This window comes from Denitratisoma sp. agr-D3, assembly GCF_054658675.1.
In genome coordinates, this window is sequence record NZ_BAAGIA010000002.1 from 333,792 (window position 1) to 351,363 (window position 17,572).

The 17,572-nt window shown below is 67.2% G+C and carries 13 protein-coding genes; 10 read left to right on the forward strand and 3 right to left on the reverse strand.

The window, feature by feature from the left end; genetic code table 11:
- The first annotated feature begins 24 nt into the window (after positions 1 to 24).
- From ACYQ2U_RS06600 to cobD, 3 genes are read left to right on the forward strand one after another with little or no spacing between them, the layout of a single operon-like run.
- Positions 25 to 3,264 (forward strand): DEAD/DEAH box helicase, encoded by a 3,240-nt coding sequence (locus tag ACYQ2U_RS06600; RefSeq protein ID WP_459949563.1) that lies wholly within the window; start codon positions 25 to 27, stop codon positions 3,262 to 3,264.
- A gap of 11 nt (positions 3,265 to 3,275) precedes the next feature.
- A complete protein-coding gene (gene cbiB, locus ACYQ2U_RS06605; protein ID WP_459949564.1) occupies positions 3,276 to 4,211 on the forward strand; it encodes an adenosylcobinamide-phosphate synthase CbiB in 936 nt (311 codons plus the stop codon).
- Positions 4,208 to 5,206 (forward strand): threonine-phosphate decarboxylase CobD, encoded by a 999-nt coding sequence (cobD, locus tag ACYQ2U_RS06610; protein ID WP_459949565.1) that lies wholly within the window; start codon positions 4,208 to 4,210, stop codon positions 5,204 to 5,206. The genes cbiB and cobD overlap by 4 nt, the downstream gene beginning before the upstream one ends.
- 454 nt (positions 5,207 to 5,660) lie before the next feature.
- On the opposite strand, the gene ACYQ2U_RS06615 is transcribed toward cobD, so the two are convergent.
- Both ACYQ2U_RS06615 and ACYQ2U_RS06620 read right to left on the reverse strand, forming a co-directional pair.
- Entirely contained in the window at positions 5,661 to 6,176 is a 516-nt protein-coding gene (locus ACYQ2U_RS06615; protein WP_459949566.1) for a hypothetical protein, read from the reverse strand.
- A 66-nt stretch (positions 6,177 to 6,242) separates the two neighbouring features.
- The gene (locus tag ACYQ2U_RS06620) at positions 6,243 to 6,758 is read right to left on the reverse strand and encodes a hypothetical protein (RefSeq protein WP_459949567.1); all 516 of its coding nucleotides are present in this window, start codon (positions 6,756 to 6,758) and stop codon (positions 6,243 to 6,245) included.
- Between the two features lie 507 nt (positions 6,759 to 7,265).
- Between ACYQ2U_RS06620 and ACYQ2U_RS06625 the strand changes: the two genes are divergently transcribed.
- The 4 genes from ACYQ2U_RS06625 (at position 7,266) to ACYQ2U_RS06640 (ending at position 10,111) form a co-directional block, all read left to right on the forward strand.
- Positions 7,266 to 8,126 carry a sulfurtransferase gene (locus ACYQ2U_RS06625; protein WP_459949568.1) on the forward strand — a complete coding sequence of 287 codons (861 nt, stop codon included), beginning with the start codon at positions 7,266 to 7,268 and terminating at the stop codon, positions 8,124 to 8,126.
- A 54-nt stretch (positions 8,127 to 8,180) separates the two neighbouring features.
- Entirely contained in the window at positions 8,181 to 8,879 is a 699-nt protein-coding gene (maiA, locus tag ACYQ2U_RS06630) for a maleylacetoacetate isomerase (protein ID WP_459949569.1), read from the forward strand.
- Positions 8,880 to 8,970: 91 nt separating this feature from the next.
- The gene (locus tag ACYQ2U_RS06635; RefSeq protein WP_459949570.1) at positions 8,971 to 9,474 is read left to right on the forward strand and encodes a hypothetical protein; all 504 of its coding nucleotides are present in this window, start codon (positions 8,971 to 8,973) and stop codon (positions 9,472 to 9,474) included.
- Positions 9,475 to 9,520: 46 nt separating this feature from the next.
- Positions 9,521 to 10,111, forward strand: a complete 591-nt coding sequence (locus ACYQ2U_RS06640) for an O-methyltransferase (RefSeq protein ID WP_459949571.1) — start codon at positions 9,521 to 9,523, stop codon at positions 10,109 to 10,111.
- 22 nt (positions 10,112 to 10,133) lie between these two features.
- Here the strand turns inward: ACYQ2U_RS06640 and ACYQ2U_RS06645 are convergent, their stop codons facing one another.
- Positions 10,134 to 11,531 (reverse strand): magnesium and cobalt transport protein CorA, encoded by a 1,398-nt coding sequence (locus tag ACYQ2U_RS06645; protein ID WP_459949572.1) that lies wholly within the window; start codon positions 11,529 to 11,531, stop codon positions 10,134 to 10,136.
- Positions 11,532 to 11,753: 222 nt separating this feature from the next.
- Between ACYQ2U_RS06645 and ACYQ2U_RS06650 the strand changes: the two genes are divergently transcribed.
- From ACYQ2U_RS06650 to ACYQ2U_RS06660, 3 genes are read left to right on the forward strand one after another with little or no spacing between them, the layout of a single operon-like run.
- Positions 11,754 to 13,298, forward strand: coding sequence for an efflux transporter outer membrane subunit (locus ACYQ2U_RS06650; RefSeq protein ID WP_459949573.1), 1,545 nt, complete (start codon positions 11,754 to 11,756; stop codon positions 13,296 to 13,298).
- Positions 13,295 to 14,443: an efflux RND transporter periplasmic adaptor subunit gene (locus ACYQ2U_RS06655; protein WP_459949574.1), complete on the forward strand. Its 1,149-nt coding sequence runs from the start codon at positions 13,295 to 13,297 to the stop codon at positions 14,441 to 14,443. The genes ACYQ2U_RS06650 and ACYQ2U_RS06655 overlap by 4 nt, the downstream gene beginning before the upstream one ends.
- On the forward strand, positions 14,444 to 17,569 hold the full coding sequence (locus ACYQ2U_RS06660) for an efflux RND transporter permease subunit (RefSeq protein ID WP_459949575.1): 3,126 nt from the start codon (positions 14,444 to 14,446) through the stop codon (positions 17,567 to 17,569).
- Positions 17,570 to 17,572 lie beyond the last annotated feature (3 nt).

Sequence of the window (17,572 nt, forward strand, 5' to 3'; positions counted from 1 at the left end):
ATCAATTTGAGCCGGTAGAATGGCGTGTTTTCCATTGCGGGCGATTATCGCATCGCCCCTCGACCCCTTGCCCATGCCGCACCACCCCGCCTCGTCCGCCGTTCCCTCGTCTTCGACCATGCTGTTGCCGGGATCGACGACATGAAAATGCCCGGCAGAAAACATCGCCTGCTCAAGGCCGATCCGGTGGTGCCCGCCGTGCCGGCGGCGCCCACCGCGCCGCCGCCGGTGTGGGGCGGCGGCTTCTGGGCCGAGGCCCTGGCCCAGATCACCGACCAGGCCGAGGAAGCGCCCGCCGCCGCCAAGGTGGCCCTGCGCCTGTTCTGGCAATTGGCGCCCAACGAGGACGGCGAGTTCCGCCTCACCTGTTTCAAGGGCGTGCCCGGCCCCAACGGCCGCTTCAGCGGCGGCCTCAAGTCCTGGAACAACTTCGTCCCCGCCCTGACCAAGCCGCCCCGCTTCGTGGACGAGGACGACCTGTTCGCCCTGCGCCTGCTGCTGGCCCAGGACAAGCAGGCGCGCAGCCGCAACAGCCTGGCCGTGGTGGGCCGTCATACCGGCGAGGTGCTGACCCGGTTGGCGGAAACCGGCCGTCTTTACGGCGGCTTCACGCCCCTGGTGCCCCTGGTCCAGGGCGAGTCCCGTCCGGCCCGCATCGGCTGGCGCAAGGACGAGCAGAACTTTTTCCATCCGGTGGTGGAAACCACGCCGCCTATCCAGTGGGTCATTCCCGCCACGCCGCCCATGTACGTGGACGGCAACCTGGGGGAACTGGGCACCCTGGCCTTCGACCTGCCCGCCGCCACGGCGGCCCGCATCCTGGCCTCGCCGGCCCTGTCCGAATCCGAGGCCCAACTCACCGCCCTGGTGCTGGAGGAAGCCTCTCCCGGCGCGCCCCTGCCCGCCGTGGCGCCGGTGCGGGAAGTGGGCGGCTCGCCCCGGGCCGTGCTCCATCTCAACACGGCGCGCATTCCGCTGATCTACGCCCTGCGCGACTACCCGAGCAACAGCTGGAACGTGGAGCTGGACTACGGCCAGGTCTATTTCCACTACGGCAGCGGCGACCTGGTGGCGACGGTGCCCGCCCGGGAGGACCAGAACTTCGTCCGTCTCGGCAACGGCGAGACGGTGCGGGTGCAGCGCCAGCCCGAGGTCGAGGCGGCCTGGCTCGACGGCCTGGCCAGGGCCGGCTTCGCCCCCCTGGACGCCGAACAAATGCAGTTGCCGCCCCATGGTGGCTTCGATCCCAAGATTTCCTACATCCTCGCCGACGAGGACGCCTGGAGCGGCTTCATGGCCGAGCAACTGCCCCAGCTGCGCGAAGCCGGCTGGGACGTGCGCATCCCGCCGGACTTCCGCCATCACGCCTACCAGGTGGAATCCTGGGAAGTGGACATCAGCGAGGAAGAACCGGGCTGGTTCAACCTGGACATGGGCATCATCGTGGACGGCCAGCGCCTGCCCCTGGCGCCCCTGCTGGCCAGCCTGTTCGAGCGGGACGAGCGCTGGCTCGAAGTGGCCCGCATCGACAACATCCGCAACAATGAAATCATCGACCTGATGACGCCCCAGGGCTATCGGGTACGGGTGCCGGCGGGACGCATCAAGCCCCTGGCCAAGACCCTGATCGACCTCTTCGACGGCATCATCCACCAGGGCGAACGCCTGCGCCTGTCGCGCCTCGACGCGCCGCGCCTGGCCAAGCTCGACGACGGCCAGTGGAACACCTCGGGCCTGTCCGCCGTGCAGCAGGCCCTCAAGGAACTGGAGGGCATGGCCGGCGTGCCGCCGGTGGCGGCGCCCAAGGGCTTCGCCCTGACCCTGCGCCCCTACCAGGAAGAAGGCCTGGCCTGGTTGCAGTACCTGCGCCAGCACAACCTGGCCGGCATCCTGGCCGACGACATGGGTCTGGGCAAGACCGCCCAGGCCCTGGCCCACCTGCTGCTGGAAAAGGAACAGGGCCGCCTCGGCGCCCGCCGCGAGGACGATAAGATCGCCGCCGGCCCCCGTCCCGCCCTGGTGGTGGTGCCCACCTCCCTGGTGTTCAACTGGAAGACCGAGGCCGAGCGCTTCGCGCCCCAGTTGTCCCTGCTGTTCCTCCACGGCAAGGAGCGCAAGGAAAACTTCGCCGAGATTTCCCGCCACGACGTGGTGCTCACCACCTACCCGCTGCTCTGGCGCGACGCCGAGGAATTGAGCCGCCACGACTTCCACCTGCTGATCCTCGACGAAGCCCAGACGGTGAAGAACTCCGCCAGCAAGGGCGCCGCCGTGATCCGACAGCTCAAGGCCCGTCACCGCCTGTGTCTGACCGGCACGCCCCTGGAAAACCACCTGGGCGAACTCTGGTCCCAGTTCGATTTCCTGCTGCCCGGTTTCCTCGGCGACAAGCGCCACTTCAACCGGGTCTGGCGCACCCCCATCGAAAAGCACGGCAACCTGCTGCGGCGCGACCTGCTGGCCGGCCGCATCCGGCCCTTCGTCCTGCGCCGGCGCAAGGAAGACGTGGCCACCGAACTGCCGTCGAAGAGCGTCATCCTGCGCACCGTGGAATTGGAGGCGGGCCAGCGCGACCTCTACGAAACCGTGCGCAGCATCATGGACGTGCGCATCCGCCAGGAGATCGCCGCGCGGGGCTTCGCCCGCAGCCAGATCGTCATCCTCGACGCCCTGCTCAAGCTGCGTCAGGTCTGCTGCGACCCGCGCCTGGTCAAGTCCGCCGCCGCCCACCGGGTCAAGGAGCGGGCCAAGCTCGATCTGCTGATGACCATGCTGCCCGAGCTGGTAGAGGAGGGCCGCCGCATCCTGGTGTTCTCCCAGTTCACCAGCATGCTGGCCCTGATCGAAACCGAATTGAAGGCCCTGGGCCTGGAGTACGAACTGCTCACCGGCGAAACCCGCGACCGGGAAACCCCCATCCGCAATTTCCAGGAAGGCAAGGTGCCGATCTTCCTGATCAGCCTCAAGGCCGGCGGCGTCGGCCTCAACCTCACCGCCGCCGACACGGTGATCCACTACGACCCCTGGTGGAATCCGGCCGTGGAAAACCAGGCCACCGACCGCGCCCACCGCATCGGCCAGACCAAGGCCGTGTTCGTCTACAAGCTGGTGGTGGCGGGCAGCATCGAGGAAAAAATCCTCGCCATGCAGGAGCAGAAAGCCGCCCTTGCCGCCAACATCCTGTCCGACGACAAGGGTGGCGGCGTCAAGTTCTCCGAGGCCGATCTCACCGCCCTGCTGGCACCCCTGCCGCCCAACGACTAGGCGCCGGCGCCATGAGCCACGCTTTGCTGCTGGTCCTCGCCGTCCCCGCGGGCGTGCTGCTGGACCGCCTGCTGGGCGAGCCCGGGCGCTGGCATCCCCTGGCCGGCTTCGGCCGCGCCGTCGTCTTTGCCGAAGGCCTGCTACGGCGCGGCGCGCCGGGCCATGCCTATGCCAACCGCCTGCGCGGTCTCGTCGCCTGGAGCTTGCTGGTGGCACCGCCGGTGGCCCTGGCCGCCTGGCTGCAAGAACAATGGGGCCTGTGGGTCCACATTCCCTTGCTCTATTTCGCCCTTGGCGCCCGCAGCCTGGAAGAGCACGCCCTGGCCGTGGCGCGGCCCCTGGCGGCCGGCGACCTGGCCGGGGCGCGCCACTCTTTGAGCTGGATCGTTTCCCGCAACACCGAACAACTGGACGAGGAAGCCATCGCCCGGGCCACCGTGGAAACCGTGCTGGAAAACGGCAACGACGCCGTCTTCGCCACCCTGTTCTGGTTCTGCCTCGGCGGCGGGGCCGGCGCCCTGTTGTTCCGCCTCGCCAACACCCTCGACGCCATGTGGGGCTATCGGGATGAACGGCGCCTCTACTTCGGCTGGGCCGCCGCCCGCCTCGATGATCTGCTCGGTTTGATCCCCGCCCGCCTCACCGCCCTCGGCTACACCCTGCTCGGCCAGACCCGCCGCGCCTGGCGTTGCTGGCGCGAGCAGGGCCGGCGCTGGTCCAGCCCCAACGCCGGCCCCGTCATGGCCGCCGGTGCCGGCGCCCTGGGCATCAGCATCGGCGGCAACGCGATGTATCACGGCTGCGAGGAAGTGCGTCCACCCTTGGGCGAAGGCCCCCGCGCCCGCGCCGCCGACATCGGCCGCGCCCTGGCCCTGGTGCGGCGCGGCCTCTGGCTGTGGTCCGGCGTCATCGTCGCCGCCGGTTTGCTCTGGGAGGCAACGGCATGATCGAGCACGGCGGTCGCTTGCGGCAGGCAGCGCAACAGTGGGGCATTGCCGTGGACCAGTGGCTGGACCTGTCCACCGGCATCGCCCCCTGGCCCTATCCGGCGCCGCCCATTCCCGCCGAATGCTGGCAGCGCCTGCCCGAGGACGACGACGGTTTGCTCGACGCGGCGCGGGCCTATTACGGCGCGCCGCAGTTGCTGCCCCTGGCCGGCTCCCAGGCCGCCATCCTCGCCCTGCCGCGCCTGCGCCCCACGAGTCGGGTCGCGGTGCTCGACCCCGCCTACGGCGAATACGCCCCGGCCTGGCGCGCCGCCGGCCACGACGTGAGCGCCTTCGCCGCCAACGCCCTGGCCCAGGCCAGTGCCGAGGCCGACGTGGTGATGCTGGCCAACCCCAACAACCCCGACGGCATCCGCTTCCACGGTGCCGACCTGTTGGCCGTCGCCGCCCGGCTGCGCCAACGCGACGGTTGGTTGATCGTGGACGAAGCCTTCGCCGACGCCGATCCGGCCCGCAGCCTGGCCACGGTGGCCGGCAGCGAGGCCGCGCCCAACCTGATCGTGCTGCGGTCCCTGGGCAAGTTCTTCGGCCTGGCCGGCGCCCGGGTGGGCTTTGCCATCGCCCACCCCGACCTGCTGCAAGCCCTGGGCGACGCCGTGGGTCCGTGGACCCTCGCCCAGCCGTCCCGCCTCGTCGCCCGCGCCGCCCTAAGCGACCGGGATTGGCAAGCCGCCCAACGCCAGCGTCTCGCCACGGCGGGCCAGCGTCTGACGGAACTGCTGCGGCAAGCTGGCTTCGACCGTCCCCACGGCCCCGACCTGTTCAAGACCGTGCGCCACCCCGAGGCCGAAGCCCTTTACGCGCACTGCGCCCGCCAGGGCGTGCTGCTGCGCTGCTTTCCGCAATGGAACGCGCTGCGGTTTGGATTGCCGGCGGATGAGGGGGAGTGGGGTAGGCTTCAGGCGGTGCTGGCGGGATGGTCGGGGAAGCGCTGAGCTAATAACCCCGTTCGTGCTGAGCGGTGGCCGCAGGCCGAAGTTGAAGGTGCCTCCGTTCGCCCTGAGGTATCGAAGGGCGGGCGCACTTATTGGGGTTTCCGCATAACAAAGACCGCGCCGGGAGTTCGCCCCGGCGGGCGACCTACTTTCTTGCTTCTGCAAGAAAGTAGGCAAAGAAGCAGCCCCCGCTACCCCGGCCCTACGGGCTCCCCTCCCTCCAGAAGCCCCGCCGGGCCGGCGTCGAAACTCGCCTGCGGCTCGGACATCGACACCGGACAGCCCCCGGCGAGACTTCTTCCGCTCGGCGGGATAGAGGGGATGGGGATGTCACGACCAGATTTGCGTATCTGTAATAGGGGTTGATACAGAACTATTTATTTAATTAGTGGCGCATCAACGTGGAAGTGAGCGGCCTGTGAGACGTTTCGCGCTGGCCCGCTCGACTGTAGAGTTAGAGCGCATCGGCAGCATGCCATTGCTCCAGCATTTGTTTCGATACACGATCGACGTATTGCGCTGATACACCATGCTTTTCGCCGAAGGAGACGGTTTCCTCCGCGATGTACTTGAGCAAAGCGAGGGCTTCGTCGGCTATACCCTCAAGCCTAAGAATTAGAGCATTTAGGGCGGAATCGTGGTGGATCGCATTACGACTATCGGCACGGGAACGATGGACCAACCAGTTTCTTTCAGCGAGGAGCTTTTTGAATCTCTCCTCGATTTCCGGCGGGATAAGACCAGCTTTCGTAACTTGATGTAGTGTGGCTCCAAATGTCCTAGCTTGGGCCTTCTCTACAAGAACGCTGCCCTCAGAAAGACCCATGCCTTTCTTAGCCTGCGTAAGCAAGACGAAATACTGAGCGGTGATGCCCTCCAATTCCTGAAGTTGCCACAGGGCAAAGCCGACGCTCTGGCTCACAGCGGCCAAGCGGTCGGCCTTCACAAGTTGATGGGCAAGAGAGTTCACGTGCTCTAACGTGGAGTTGAGGGACCTCGCGCGATTTTTCGCGCGAGGTCCTTTTCGAACGCTGGGTTATGCCTTCTTGGCTTCATATTGCTCCTGAACGCTTTTGCCCAAAGCCGTTGCTGCCCAAATTTCGCCGTTAGCACCCGAACTGCTCTTGGCTAAACCGCGCGCCATCAATGACGATAGCGCCGACTCAATATCCGCTATCGCAAGCGTGGTTTCCTTTGCGATTGTCTTTGCATAGCGCCATGTGTATCCGGGCTTCTGTAACGACTTAAGAATCCGATTTTCGACGACCGAGATACCGTCAAATTTTGTGGCCCTCTCCTGCTGCTCTGAACTTGGCTCTGTTTGACTCTCGATAATCGTTTGAACCATCTTCATTTCGGCTTCGAACCCAGCGCCTTTGAACTTTGAGATTTTCTCAATGTTAGCGAAGCCCAACCCTAAAGCGCCAGCCATGATGGCCAAACCCATTTCGGTCGGCATAGCCATGAAACCGAATGCGCTGCTCACCGCCAGCAACACGATAAAGGACGAGATCTGAGTGAAAGTCTTAATGGCGCGCTCCTTAGAGGGCATGGCGTGTTGTGGACGACAAAACGCGAAGTGCACAGATGATTGGACACATCATCACTTGCCCGAATGTCATGTAAGAGACCGAATCTAAACACAGCCGATTTTTAAAGTCCATTGCCCTGTCCCATAAGCTGTCCACGAAACCACCTTGTTCATCGGGCATAGGAGCAGTGGGAGGTCGAGCCAAAAAGCTCAGGGCGTTCGCGCCCTGGGTATCAAATAGGAAGGTTGAAAAATTCCCCGATATGGTGGAACGCCTCGCGGCGGTGTGACCGTCTGCTGAAATTGCCCTGGTTCACATTCTGTCTACATTCCGTAGACAAAGTGTGATTCCCCGCGCTGCCGCCATTTCCCTGTTGCCCACGCTGGCAAACCGTCTTGCCTGACAACGGCGGGGCAAAGGGGCAAGTGTGTGCGCCCGCAGTCCCGATCTTTTTGCGCAAACAGCCAATGGCACAGTGCTTGCCATTAAGGCCATGGCATTTCCGCCCGACCAAGAGTGAGGAAACCATGACCCCGACCGATACCCCCGTCCTGATCTCGCCCGAAGACCTCGCGGCGCTGGTCAAGACCGAGCCCGTTGTTCTGATCGACACCCGCGACGCCGATACCTACGCCCTCGGCCATATTGCCGGCGCGGTCAATCTGCGCGACATCTTCACCTTCCTGGCGACCTCGGATGCCGCCGGCCTGAAGGAGCTGAAGGAAAGCTTCGCCAAGAAGTTCGGCGAGGTCGGCCTGTCCGGCGCCGAGACCGCCGTGCTCTACGAGGACGCGCTGAACAGTGGTTACGGCCAGTCTTGTCGCGGCTACTTCATCCTTACCTGGCTCGGCTACCCGAAGATCCGCGTCCTCAACGGCGGCTTCTCGGCCTGGAAGGCGGCTGGCCTGCCGGTCAGCACCGAGGCGCCGACGCCGGTGGCGAAGACCTTTCCCAGCAGCCTCAAGGGCAACGACGTGATGGTCAGCATCGACGAGGTGAAGGCCGCCCTCAGCGGCGACACGGTGCTGCTCGACGTGCGCGACGTGGACGAATGGATCGGCGAAAGCTCCTCTCCCTACGGCAAGGACTTCGCGCCGCGCAAGGGCCGCCTGCCGGGGGCGAAGTGGGTCGAGTGGTATCGCTTCATGAAGCCGTCCGCCCAGGGGCCCCTGTTCAAGTCCCCGGCGGAGATCCGCGCCGAGTGTGCTTCGGTGGGCGTCAAGCCGAGCGACCAGATCTACCTCTACTGTTTCAAGGGGGCCCGTGCCTCGAATACCTTCCTCGCCCTCAAGCAGGCCGGCTTCGACAACGTGCGCATGTACTTCGGTTCCTGGAACGAGTGGTCCCGCGATCCGGCGCTGCCGATCGAGGAAGGCTTCCCCGCCTGACGCTGGGGCAGTCAAGACTCCCGGCGCGGTGACGCGCCGGGGCCTGCGCGCGCCTTGCGCACTTTCATCCGGGCCATGACCATGCCGCAAACCCCGACCTTCACCCTGCACGGCTTCTGGCGCAGTTCCGCCAGCTATCGCGTGCGGGCCGCCCTCAAGCTCAAGGGCCTGGCCTATGAGGAAAAGGCGGTGGACCTGAGCCAGGCCGAACACCGCAGCGCCGACTATCTGGCCCTCAATCCCCAGGGCGCCTTGCCCACCCTGGTGCTGCCCGGCCATCCGCCCCTGACCCAGTCCCTCGCCATCCTGGAGTTCCTCGACGAATTCCAGCCGACGCCGGCCCTGCTGCCGGGGGACATCCACCAGCGGGCCTGGGTGCGCTCCCTGGCCGGGCTGCTGGTCAGCGACACCCATCCCCTGATCACGCCGCGCATCCTCGGTTTCCTGCGCCGCCAGGGCGAGGTGGACGACGAGCGTTGGCGCGACTGGCAGACCCATTGGTTCCACACCGGCCTGACGGCTTTCGAGCAGCGCCTGGTCCAGGCGGACTGCGCCGGGGATACCTGTCTCGGCACGGCGGCGGGCATGGCCGACATCTGCCTGGTCAGCATCTTCGCCGTGATGGCGTCGCTCGCCATCGCGCCGCCCGAGGCGGTGCCCCGCTGTCGCCGCATCGTCGACCATTGCCTGACCCTGCCGGCTTTCGCCGAGGCCTGGCCCTTCAATCAACCCGGCGCCCCCCGGCCCGGCTGAACGTCCGCCACGCCCCATCCACCCTACTCAACTTGTTCCGCCCGCCACGGCGGCTTAGGATGGGGGCTTCGCCTCAGCCGGGTTGCCCGCCGTGAAAGCCATCGTTGCGCTGTTTCTGTTCGCCCTCCTTGCCGCCTGCGCCAGCTATGACGGGCGCGGCCTGCGGCCGGGCGTCGCCACCGAGACGGACGTGCTGCACACCATGGGTGCCCCCGCCCTGCGCTGGGAAAATCCGGACCGTTCGCGGCAGCTTTCCTATCCGCGCGGGCCGGTGGGCGTTCATTCCTACATGGTCTACCTGGACCCGGCCGGGCGCCTGGAAAAGATCGAGGACGTCATGACCCTCTCGGCCTTCGCTCGCGTCCAGCCCGGCATGAGCCAGGCCGAGGTGCTGCGTATCCTCGGTCCCTCGGCGCCCGGCGAGACGGTGTTGTTCACCGCCCGCCGCGAACTGGACTGGGGCTGGCGCTATTGCGACGACTGGATGGCGGCGGCCCATTTCTACGTGCTGTTCGATCAGGACAGCGGCCTGGTGCGGTCCACCATGAGCGTGCGCGAGCACTGCGGCGAGGGCGATTGCCCTTGTCATCGTTGAGCGTCGTCCATCGCTACAATCGGGGGATCGTCACCGGAGGCCCGTCATGACCCCATCCCTGGAAAAGCTGTTGCGTGACCTGGAGCGCTTCGGCGCGGAAAACGACGAAGTCATCACCCAGCGTCCCCGCCGCATGCTCAACATCACCCGCGACACCGGGGAATTTCTCGGCGTCCTGGTGCGGGCCTGCCGGGCACGGGAGGTGCTGGAGATCGGCACCTCCAACGGCTATTCGACCCTGTGGCTGGCCGAGGCGGCCAAGCCCCTGGGCGGTCGGGTGCGCACGGTGGAAATGTCGGAATTCAAGGCCGGCCTCGCCGACGAAAACTTTTTCCATTCCGGCCTGGCCGACGCGATCACCCTGATCACCGCCGACGCCGCCAAGGTGCTGGCGGAAACGGCGGACGGCAGCGTGGACCTGTTGTTCCTCGACGCCGAGCGCGAGCAGTACTGCGCCCTGTGGCCGGACCTGCGGCGGGTGTTGCGACCGGACGGCGGCCTGCTGGTGGTGGACAACGCCGTCTCCCACGCCGAGCAGTTGGTGGACTTCATGGCCCTGGTGGGAACGGACGCCGAGTTCCGTTGCAGCCTGGTGCCCGTGGGCAACGGCGAATTCCTCGCCGTGCGCGGCAGCTAGGGCAGGGCGGGCGGCGCCCGGTTCAGGCTTCCTTGCGCAGCCGGGCTTCCAGATCGCGCTTGGCCTTGCGCGTCTCGTAGAGGCGCAGGGCCTGGTAGGTGCCCAGGCCGAGCAGGCCCATGCCGACGACGAAGGCGCCGTAGGACAGGGGCCAGGGAATGCCCTCGGTCATCATCGAGAACTCGGACATGCCGCCGATGCCGGCGACGATGTTGATGGGCATGAACACCACCGAGATGGTGGTCAGCTTATTCACGCGCTGGTTCTGGTTGATGTTGATGAAGCCGACGGTGGCGTCCATCAGGAAGTTGATCTTGCCGAAGAGGAAGGTCGTGTGGCCGTCCAGGGATTCGATGTCGCGCAGGATCTGGCGCGCGTCCTCGTGCTGGTTGCCATTGAGGAACTTGCCCCGGGTGAGGAAGGAGACGGCGCGGCGGGTGTCCATCACGTTGCGCCGGATGCGCCCGTTCAAGTCTTCGGCGCGGGCGATCTCGGCCAGGATCATGGCGGCGTCCTCGTCGCTGACGCGCGTGCCGAGCACGTGCTTGCCGGCGGCTTCCAGGTCGGCGTAGACGTCCTCCAGGGCGTCGGCGGAGTATTCGGCGTCGGCGGCGTAGAGGTCCAGCAGCACGTCCTTGCCGTCGGTCACATAGCCGGGCTGGGTGCGCGCCCGCAGTCGTTGCAGGCGGAATACGGGCAGTTCTTCCTTGCGCACCGAGAACAGGATGTCGTTGTGCAGGATGAAGGCCACCGCCACGTTGCGCGACTCTTCCTCCAGGTCCAGCAGGAAGTCCGAGTGCAGGTGCACCTCGCCGCTGTCGCCGTTGTCCTCCACGTAGAAACGGGCGGAGGCCTCCAGGTCGGTGAGTTCGTCGGGATCGGGCAGTTCCAGGCCGAAGTGGGCGCCGACCCAGGCCCGCACCTTTTCCGTGGGGGCCACCAGGTCCACCCAGATCGGCCGCACGTTGGCCAGGTCCTCGCGGCTGTCCACGGGAATCTGGCGCAGGCGGCCGTTGTGCAGTTCGAAGGCGTTGATCATGATGCGATGGCTGTGTTGCGGTTGAGCGCCGACCAGGGCTTCGCGGATGTCGTCGTCCAGTTTTTCCAAAATATCGTCTCCCCGTTCTTCCTTGATCTGACTCCAGACGGTGACTCGTTCCTCGGGGTCGAGGGCCATCAGCAGATTCGCCACCATGGTGTTGTCCAGGCCCTCCAGCACCTGCCCCAGCTTGGCCAGGTGCTGGGAATGGACCAGGGTTTCCACCAGTTCCCGGCGCGGCATTTCCTGCTTTTGCACCAGGCCTTCCACCCGCCTCTGCTGGGCCAGCAGGGACTTCACCAGGCGTAGCGCCTCCTGCTCTCCCTGGAGCGGAAAGGCAGTGCGGACGGGCTCGGTGCGAGAGGAGGCGGAGGACGTCACGGCAAGGTTCCTATGGAAAGGTCGATCCGATAGGGCGTCCGTGGCGATCCGCCACGGGGCGGGCCATGGGGTGAACGCCACGGCGGGTGCCGCATTGTAGGCGAAGCGACCCCGGCTGTTACCTGTTTCGTGGTTCAATCTTTCCCAACTAAAGAGATAGGGCTTGGCTTGCCTCCCTTGTCAGGTAATAGAAGGTCTGCCTCGCGTACGGTTCGCCCCCTCATGAAAATCCGACTCCGTCTTTCCGCCGGCATCGCCCTGGGCACCCTCCTCGCCGGCTGCGCCGTGGGGCCGGATTTCCAACGTCCGGCGGATCCCGCCATTGCCGGCTACAGCCCGCGTCCCCTGGCGACCATCGCCGACCAGCGTTTGGCCCCGGGGGCGGACATCGTCGCCCAATGGTGGACCCTGTTCGAATCGCCGGCCCTCAACCAACTGATCGCCGAGGCCTTCGCCAGCCATCCCGACATCGAGGCCGCCCAGGCCGCCCTGCGCCAGGCCCAGGAAAACGTCGCGGCCCAGCGCGGCTATTTCTATCCGGTGGTGCAGGCCAGCTATGCCCCCAGCCGGACCAAGGTCGCCGGCAACAACAGCGGTGCCGCGCCGGGCATCCAGGGCGACGGCACCCTGATCGCCGCCCAGACCGGCAAGCCCGCCAACCAGGGCGGCAGCGCGCCCTATACCGCGCCGGTGATCTACAACTTCCACACCGCCCAGCTCAGTGTCGGCTACAGCGCCGACGTGTTCGGCGCCAACAGCCGCCAGGTGGAAGCCCTGGAAGCCCAGGCCGAGGCCCAACGCTACGTGCTGGAAGCCACCTACATCACCCTGGCCAGCAACGTGGTGGCCGCCGCCATTCAGGAAGCCGCCCTGCGCGCCCAGATCGAGGCGGTGCAGGCCATGGTGGCGGGCAATGCCCGCGCCCTGGCCGTGCTGCGCCGGCGCCAGGAGGCCGGCTACGCCAGCGGCCTCGACCTGGCCTTGCAGGAAAGCCAGGCCGCCCAGGCCGAACAGTGGCTGCCGCCCCTGACCCGGCAACTGGAACAGACCCGCAACCTGCTGCGCCTGCTGACGGGCAAGGGCCCCGACCAGGAACTGGCCCAGACCTTCACCCTGGACGCCCTGCAACTGCCCCGGGAACTGCCCCTCAGCTTGCCCTCGCAACTGGTGCGGCAGCGGCCCGACATCCGCGCCGCCGAGGCTCTGCTCCACGCCGCCAGCGCCCAGGTCGGCGTGGCCGTGGCCAACCGCCTGCCCCAGTTTGCCCTCAGCGCCAACCTGGGCGGTCAGGCGGCCCACTTCGGTCAGATGTTCGCCGATACGGGCAAGTTCTTCAGCGTGGTCGGCACCCTGTCCCAGACCCTGTTCGACGGCGGCACCCTGCGCCATCGCCAGCGTGCCGCCGAGGCGGCCCTGGACCAGGCCGGCGCCCAGTACCGGGCCACGGTGCTGGCTGGCTTCCAGAACGTGGCCGACACCCTGTTGGCGCTCCAGGCCGACGCCGCCAATCTGCAAGCGGCCCAGCGTGCCGAACTTGCGGCGCGCAAGGCCTACGACCTGGCGCGCAAGCAGCAGGCCGCCGGCTATAGCGATACCCTGGCCTTGCTCACGGCGGAACAAGCCTGGCGGCAGGCCTCCTTCAACCTGACCCAGAGCCGCGCCCAGCGCCTGGGCGACACGGCGGCCTTGTTCCAGGCCCTGGGCGGCGGCTGGTGGAACCGTGGCGATGCCACGCTGGCGGCCGGCACGGAAACCTCGGCACCATGAAAGCACTGCTCAAATATCCCCTGCTCCTGGCCTTCACCCTCGCCCTCGCCGCCGGTGGGGCGACCTGGTATTGGCTGGCCCAACGGGCCAAGCCGGCGGCACCGGTGGTGGCCAAGGAACCCGGCAACCGCCTGCACCTGGCCACCGATGCGCCACAGCGGGCCTTCCTCCGCATCGACACGGCGGAACTGGCGCCCCTGCCCGCCGCCGGCCCCTTCAACGGCCGGCTGGCCTCCGCCGATGACGCCACCGCCCGGGTGTTCGCGCCGGTGAACGGCCGCCTGCTCAAGGTGCTGGTCAACGTCGGCGACCGGGTGCGCAAGGGCGACGTGCTGGCCTTGTTGGATGCCCCCGACCACGCCGCCGCCGTGGCCGACCTGCGCCGTGCCGAGGCCGACGCCGCGGCCAAGACCCAGGCCGAGCAGCGGGCCGAGCGTCTGCTGGCCGACGAGGCCCTGTCCCGCCGCGAATTCGAATCCACCCAGGCCGACGCCAAGGCGGCCCGGGCCGAGTTGGAGCGGGCCAAGGCCCGTCTCGCCAATTTGGGCAGCATCGGCCAAGGCGGCGACGCCATGACCCTGCGCAGCCCCCTCGACGGCGTGATCGTGGACCGCCAGGCCAATCCCGGCACCGAGGCCCGCAGCGACGCCGCCGCGCCCCTGTTCGTGGTGGCCGGCCTGGCCGAGCTGACCCTGTTGGTGGACCTGCCCGAGGCCGATGCCCAGAACTTGCACCCTGGCGACAAGGTGAGCTTCGTCACCGATGCCGGCGCCGAGGTGCGCAATACCCAGATCGAGCGCATCGCCCCGGCGGTGGACGCGGTCACCCGCCGGGTGGTGGCCCGGGCCAAGGTGGACAACAAGAACGGCCAGTTGCGTCCCGAGATGTACGTGCGGGTTTCCCTGCTCGCCAAGGACGGCGCCCCGGCCCTGCGGGTGCCCACCACCGCCCTGCTGACCCAGGGCCTGACCACTGCCGTCTTCGTCGAGGCGACCCCCGGCGAGCTGGAACGGCGCACGGTGAAGCTGTTGCGCCAGGAACGGGAAATGGCCTACCTGGCTGACGGCGAGGGCATTCGCCAGGGGGACAAGGTGGTGGTCAAGGGCGCCATGCTGCTGGCCTCCGAACTGGCGGGAGCCGAATAGGTGCTGGCCAAGCTTGCCAATTTCGCCATCCGCCAGCGCCTGTTCGTGCTGGTGATGGTCTTTGCCCTGGCGGTGGCCGGTTTCCGCGCCTTCCAGGACCTGCCGGTGGAAGCCTTCCCCGACGTGCAGGACGTCCAGGTCCAGGTGGTGACCCAGTATCCGGGCCAATCGCCGGAGGAGGTGGAACGCTCCATCAGCATTCCCGTGGAGCGGGAAATGAGCGGCGTGCCCAAGGCCACCAACGTGCGCTCCGTGTCCATCACCGGCCTCTCGGTGGTGACCCTGACCTTCGCCGACGGCACCAACGACTACTTCGCCCGCAACCAGGTGCTGGAGAAGTTGCAGAACGTGAACTTCCCGGCCGGGGCCTCGCCGCAGTTGGGCGCCCTGACCACGGCGGTGGGCGAGATTTACCGTTATGTGATCAAGGCGCCGGAAGGCACCGCGCCGCGGGAGATCCGCGCCGTGCAGGACTGGGTGATCCGGCCCGCCCTGCGCCGGGTGGCGGGCGTGGCCGACGTGACCAGCTTCGGCGGCGCGGTGAAGGAGGTCCAGGTCCAGGCCGACGCCCGCACCCTGGCCCGCTACGGCATCACTCTGGACCAGGTGCAGCAGGCCCTGGCCAACAACAACGGCAACGCCTCCGGCGGCCTGCTGCGGCGGGGCGACGAAGGGCTGGTGATCCGTCTCGGCGGCCTGTTCCGCAGTCTGGAGGACGTGCGTCTGGCCACCATCCAGGCCAAGGACGGCAAGACCGTCACCGTCGGCGACGTGGCCAAGGTGACCGAGGGCGACCGGCCCCGTTCCGGCATCGTCGCGGTGAACGACCAGGACTCCGTGGTGGAAGGCATCGTGCTGATGACCAAGGGCGAGGATCCGTCCAAGGTGGTGGTGCGGGTGCGCGAGGTGGTGGACAGCCTCAACCAGGGCGGCCTGGCCAAGGGCTACAGCCTGGTGCCGATCTACCAGCGCACCGAGCTGGTCAAGCACACTGTGCATACCGTCAGCGAGAACCTGCTGGTGGGGGCGCTGCTGGTGGTGTCGGTGCTGATCATCTTCCTGCGGGAATGGCGCGCCGCCCTGGTGGTGGCCACCATCATTCCCCTCACCCTGCTGTTCGCCTTCATGCTGATGGACCTGAAGGGCGTGCCGGCCAACCTGATCTCCCTCGGCGCGGTGGACTTCGGCATCATCATCGACAGCGCCGTGGTGCTGGTGGAGGCGCTGATGGTGCGTCTCGCCGTGCACCACGTGGAAGGCCGGCCCGAATACGTGCTGGGCCGGCGCCTGGAAGTGCTGCGCGCCACCACCACCAGCCTGGCCAAGCCCATCCTGTTTTCCAAGGCCATCATCATCCTGGCCTTCCTGCCCATCTTCACCTTCCAGCGGGTGGAGGGGCGCATCTTCTCGCCGGTGGCGCTGACCCTGTCCTTCTCCCTGATCGGCGCGGTGCTGCTGACCCTGACCCTGGCGCCGACCCTGCTCTCCTACGCCGTGGTGCGCGCCGACCTGCGCGAGCGCCACATCGGCTGGCTGGACGCCTTGCAGCATCGCTACCGCATCCTGCTGATGCGCCTGACCAGCGACGTGCGTCCCGCCATCGCCTCGGCCCTGGCCGCCCTGGGCCTGGCCCTGGCGGTGATGCTGTCCCTCGGCAGCGAATTCCTGCCCAAGCTGGACGAGGGCAACCTGTGGATCACCATTTCCCTGCCCCCCGGCTCCTCGCTGGACTTCAGCAAGGAGGTGGAGCGCAACGTGCGCGACGTGTTGCGCGGCTACCCCGAGGTGAAGACGGTGATGAGCCACGTCGGCCGCCCCGACGACGGCACCGACCCCAAGGGCCCCAACAACATCGAAATCCTGGCCGACCTGCAATCCCGCGACGAATGGCGCTTCAAGGACAAGGAAGCCCTGGTGGCGGACATGGATCGCAAGATGCAGGACATTCCCGGCCTGCCCACCAACTTCTCCCAGGTGATCCAGGACAACGTGGAAGAGTCCCTGTCCGGGGTGAAGGGCGAGATCGCGGTCAAGGTGTTCGGCCCCGACCTGGAAATCCTTCAGGACAAAGCCCAGCAGATCGCCGCCATCCTGCGCGCCACCGAGGGCAGCCGCGACGTGGCGGCGGTGCTGCCCGGCGGCCAGCCGGAAGTGGTGGTGGTGCCCAACCGGGTCAAGCTGGGCCGTCTCGGTCTGTCGGTGAACGATGTCGGCAGCGTGGTCCAGACCGCCCTCGGCGGTGCCGTGGCCGGCGGCTTCTATGAAGGGGAGCGGCGTTTCGACCTGACCCTGCGCCTGGCCAAAGACTATCGCCAGAGCGTGGAGGACATCGCCGCCCTGCCCATTCCCCTGCCCGGCGACAAGGACGGCAACGCCACCATCCGCCTCGGCGAGGTGGCGACGGTGGAAGTGCGCGAAGGCGCCTCCCGCATCGCCCGCGAGGCCGGTGGCCGCCTGGTGGCGGTGAAGTCCAACCTCCAGGGCCGCGACCAGGGCAGCTTCGTCGCCGAGGCCATGGCCAAGGTGAAGCAGCAGGTGAAATTGCCCGAGGGCTACCGCATCGTCTGGGGCGGCCAGTTTGAGAACCAGCAGCGCGCCATGAAGCGCCTGGCGGTGATCGTGCCAGCCTCCCTACTGGGCATTTTCGCCCTGCTGTTCTGGGCCTTCCGCTCGGTCCGCTTCGCCGGCATGGTGCTGCTGCTACTGCCCTTCAACGTCACCGGCGGCCTGTTCGCCCTGGGCCTGGCCGGGCTGCACCTGTCGGTGTCCGCCGCCGTGGGCTTCATCGCCGTGGCCGGCATCTCGGTGCAGAACGGGGTGATCCTGCTGGAGGAGATCATCAGCCAGGTGGACAACGGCAAGGGCATGTTCATGGCCGTCATGGACGGCGCCGTCTCCCGTCTGCGGCCGATCCTGATGACGGCCCTGATGGCCGGCCTGGGCCTGCTGCCGGCCGCCCTGTCCCACGGCATCGGCGCCGAGACCCAGCGTCCCTTCGCCGTGGTCATCGTCGGCGGCGTCATCACCGCCACCCTGTTCACCCTGACCCTGCTTCCGGTCCTCGCCCTGCGCGGCCTGCGCGGCAACGCGGATAATGTCGGCGGCGAGAACAACGTGCCGCAATAAGAC